Raw genomic sequence first — 3,580 nt, 5'->3', positions numbered from 1 at the left:
CAGCAATGAAAGATAGTGTTCTCAACCAGTCTAAAAACTTTGCACAGAACAATCGAGTCGGCCAAATGTCGAGTGATATGAGAGGCCAAGCGTATAATAGAGTACAACAAGGTAAGGAATGGATAGATTATAAAGCCCACCAAGTTTTAAAAAAGAGCAATATATTAGAAAAGGACATCCTCTTAATACAACATAGAGTTGCGATTGTAGGCGTAGGTAGTGTCCAAGTCAGCCAAAGGTGTTACGCTTAGAGAAGTAGTTAAAAATATTCAACGTTCCCTTATGTTAATATATTCATTCACACCCAATCATCAAGTCACACACCAAAAGATAGTATGGTAAAGAGTGAAAGTAAACATGTAAATCATACTAATAAATCTAGAGAAAATATTAAAAGAATTGAGCCCATATCGGTTAGTCTTAAAAGAAATATAAAACATGAAGAAAAGGATTCTATAGACAACTAAAGGATCAAGAAGAAGAAATTAATAAATTAACTATTAAAGAATATATAAATATTTGTAAAAATTGTATTAAAATTAGAAATAATACTAAAGCGAAAGCTCGAGTAAACACATTATTCCGAAAGCAACCCACTTTACATAATCCAGATATGATAGCTGGTGGGTATGCACATAACATAGGTGGGTTAGGAGATACAAAAATAAATTCATCTCTTGGAAGTCAGTGAAAATACAAAATTGATGATTTGGATTATCAAATTAAAGAACAAAGTAAAAAATTTAATGAGAAAGAGCGAGAAAAAATATATTTAAATATAAGCTTAAATTAATGGAGGATCAAATGATAGAAATAAAAGATTTTAAAAAAGTAGCAAATGTACCACAAGAAATTATTAATAAGTATGAAAATATATTATCAGAGGAAATCATAGAATTTTGGAAAGATTACGGATTAGGTACATTTTTTGAAGGATTTATGAAAAGTATAAATCCGGAAGAGTATACAGATTTGATGGAGTACGGAACTCAATTTTTTAAGGATGCTGTGCCATTATTTGTAACTGGATTAGGAGATATCATTTATGTAGAAAAAAAAGATGGATTTATAGGAATTTTAAAGTTTCGATATAAAGAAACAAAAGTTTTAATGCAAATGTTTAATTTAACTATAAAATTAATTATTGATGAAAATGATAAATATTTTTGTGATTCACATATTGAACCTCAAATGTATTTCGAAGCATTAAAAACAAAAGAGGAACCAGCCTATGATGAATGCTTTGGATATGTACCAATATTACCCTTGGGTGGTAAAGAAGAAGTAGCGCATATGGATACAGTAAAAATTAAGGAACATATCCTATTAATTACAGAATTAACTGGGCCAATTAATGACTAAAGTTTATGGATTTTATCATAAATCAAGTTGTAGAAATTTACATTCGGAAGTTAAGCAATGAATCGAGCTTAACTCCCTTTTTTGAAAACTATAAAATTCGGAACGTTTTTATATGAATAAACACGAATTATCTAAAACACTAAGTGAATACACACTAAATAATAATAAAGTAGAATTTATTAATGTAGATAATCAAATGAATATACCAGAATATTGGAAAGAAGTTTTTGAAAATAGATAGGAGATTGAATATGAACTTTGAAAAACAATTAAATGAAATGTATCAAGAAATAGCAAATCATATCAATGATATGATACCAACAGAATGGGAACAGGTTTATACAATGGCTTATATAGATGAAGGAGGAGGAGAAGTGTTTTTTAATTACACTACACCTGTTAGTGACGACTTACATTATTATACTACTATTCCAGATGATTATAATGTTTCACAAAAGATATTTAGTGATTTATCTTTCACTCTCTATAAATTATTTAAAAGGCTCAGAGAGCTATTTATAGAAAATAATCAAGAACCATGGACATCATGTGAATTTGATTTTAATAATGAAGGTAAATTAAACGTGGCTTTTGCTTATATTGATTGGAAAAATTCAGAATTTGGACCGTTAGCTAGAGAATGTTATTATGAATACAAAAAATTCGGTGTTTTACCAGAAAAAGAATATGCGATAAATAAAGTAAAAAAAGTAGAACAATTTATTAAAGAACAAGAAGAAGAGTAAAGCGAAGGATGACTAAGAAATATAAAAGTTGCTTAGTTTTCTTTTGATTACAAAACATAGCATATTTTAATTTTATTGCTAAATAAATACATATAAAATATTTTAGAAAAATGCAGACATCGAATAAACAACTCAACCTGGACAATGTAATGTTTATCGAGTGGCTCACAAAGATTATATTAAATACTTCAAGATATCGATCATTTAATCATGAGAGTATTCAGAGTCTCTAAAAATTTAGATAATCTCATATAAATATATAACGATCCTTACTGCTCTCACTTTACCTTAGATATCTTCCTACATTTTTAATTTCGCATGTACTTTTTTATCAGAAATCGAAACTATGTTCATAATAGTAAACAGAAACAATGTAACTAACCAACCTATATAACCAAAAATATTTTGATGATCATCAAAAATCATTTGAATAGGAGCAATTGAAAAAAATAGGAACATAAAATAACAAAACACCACTAGCACTAAATTTTTAAACGATGGAATCAACATGACTTTTTGTGTGCTATTTTGATTAAATGCTGAATGATTCAACTTCTTTCTTATAGATAAACGTAACGCAATCACTGCAACAAATCCGATTAAAAACATTATCGCTACCCATATTCGACTAATATTAATATCCATGAAACCCACAATACTTCTTAATAACACACTGATAGTAACACCAATACCGGTAGCCATCATACCATGACTGTTTTGTCCCCCATTATTAAATATATTTAAATTGTTGAACTCTTGATAAGTCAATTCTGTGCATTTAATAGGTATAAACCAGTTCAACATAGGACACAGATATGAATACCAATTTTGTTCTAAATCGACCATTAAATAGCGATTTTCTTTTTGAATGATTTTATATCTAGGATTTTTATAAATTGTGTATACATAATCCATCTTGTTTCACCAACTCCATTTCATTAGATTTGCTACTTTTTTGATATTGTTGACAGCTTCTCTAACATTTTTTCGACTTATTCTGCTTTATTACTAAAATACTTGGCATTATTTTCAACATTTTTTACAACCACTAGAAAATTATCCTATAATTTTTTCATAATACAATGTACCTTTTGCTTCTAAAATAAATTGCTAAGTTTTAAAAACAATTCTTTTGTCAATTTATTGACCAGTCCAATCAACTTTTTAACTCGTACCTAATCCTTTAGTTGAATTTACTATGTCAACGCCAACAAATTTTCGCATATTAAATCTAATTTATTCCCCTTACTAGTTACAATAACGGCTGAAAAGAATTATATCCGAGAATCATAAGCTTGTCTTTGTGACCCACCCGTTCCACAATGACATGATACTTTTTTGAAGATAATCATATCTACTTGAAATACTTTTTACTATATTTTCAACATCAGAAGAGTAGCATTTTGATGTAAAAAAAGTATTAAGCAACTGACTAAAAGTTGGACTGACCCCAATTAGTGGGAATTATATAA

Annotated in this window: 5 protein-coding genes and 1 pseudogene; 5 read left to right on the top strand and 1 reads right to left on the bottom strand. The window is 28.3% G+C overall.

Features of this window, described 5'->3' with window-relative positions; genetic code table 11:
* The 5 genes and pseudogenes from HMPREF2897_RS08945 to HMPREF2897_RS08935 all read left to right on the top strand — a co-directional run.
* Positions 1–251, top strand: a pseudogene (locus HMPREF2897_RS08945) (ADP-ribosylating toxin); the annotation flags it as partial.
* A gap of 233 nt (positions 252–484) precedes the next feature.
* Complete coding sequence (locus HMPREF2897_RS12470) at positions 485–691, top strand: polymorphic toxin type 15 domain-containing protein (protein WP_316072790.1); 207 nt, start codon at positions 485–487, stop codon at positions 689–691.
* A 113-nt stretch (positions 692–804) separates the two neighbouring features.
* The gene (locus HMPREF2897_RS08940) at positions 805–1,362 is read left to right on the top strand and encodes a T6SS immunity protein Tdi1 domain-containing protein (RefSeq protein WP_020369297.1); all 558 of its coding nucleotides are present in this window, start codon (positions 805–807) and stop codon (positions 1,360–1,362) included.
* A gap of 112 nt (positions 1,363–1,474) precedes the next feature.
* Positions 1,475–1,603: a hypothetical protein gene (locus HMPREF2897_RS13145; protein ID WP_020362740.1), complete on the top strand. Its 129-nt coding sequence runs from the start codon at positions 1,475–1,477 to the stop codon at positions 1,601–1,603.
* A gap of 10 nt (positions 1,604–1,613) precedes the next feature.
* A complete protein-coding gene (locus HMPREF2897_RS08935; RefSeq protein WP_070593022.1) occupies positions 1,614–2,108 on the top strand; it encodes a TIGR01741 family protein in 495 nt (164 codons plus the stop codon).
* Positions 2,109–2,408: 300 nt separating this feature from the next.
* Here the strand turns inward: HMPREF2897_RS08935 and HMPREF2897_RS08930 are convergent, their stop codons facing one another.
* The gene (locus HMPREF2897_RS08930; RefSeq protein WP_002501061.1) at positions 2,409–3,023 is read right to left on the bottom strand and encodes a DUF443 family protein; all 615 of its coding nucleotides are present in this window, start codon (positions 3,021–3,023) and stop codon (positions 2,409–2,411) included.
* Positions 3,024–3,580 lie beyond the last annotated feature (557 nt).

Source organism: Staphylococcus sp. HMSC065D05, from assembly GCF_001813195.1.
Taxonomy (GTDB): Bacteria; Bacillota; Bacilli; order Staphylococcales; family Staphylococcaceae; genus Staphylococcus; species Staphylococcus epidermidis.
The sequence above is the reverse complement of the archived record's forward strand: the minus strand, read 5'-3'. Positions and strand labels throughout refer to the sequence as shown.

What these genes read in the sequence shown, in the direction of transcription:
- HMPREF2897_RS08940 (WP_020369297.1), top strand. Translation starts at nt 805, where the DNA reads ATGATAGAAATAAAAGATTTTAAAAAAGTAGCAAATGTACCACAAGAA.
- HMPREF2897_RS13145 (WP_020362740.1), top strand. Translation starts at nt 1,475, where the DNA reads ATGAATAAACACGAATTATCTAAAACACTAAGTGAATACACACTAAAT.
- HMPREF2897_RS08930 (WP_002501061.1), bottom strand. Translation starts at nt 3,023, where the DNA reads ATGGATTATGTATACACAATTTATAAAAATCCTAGATATAAAATCATT.
- HMPREF2897_RS08935 (WP_070593022.1), top strand. Translation starts at nt 1,614, where the DNA reads ATGAACTTTGAAAAACAATTAAATGAAATGTATCAAGAAATAGCAAAT.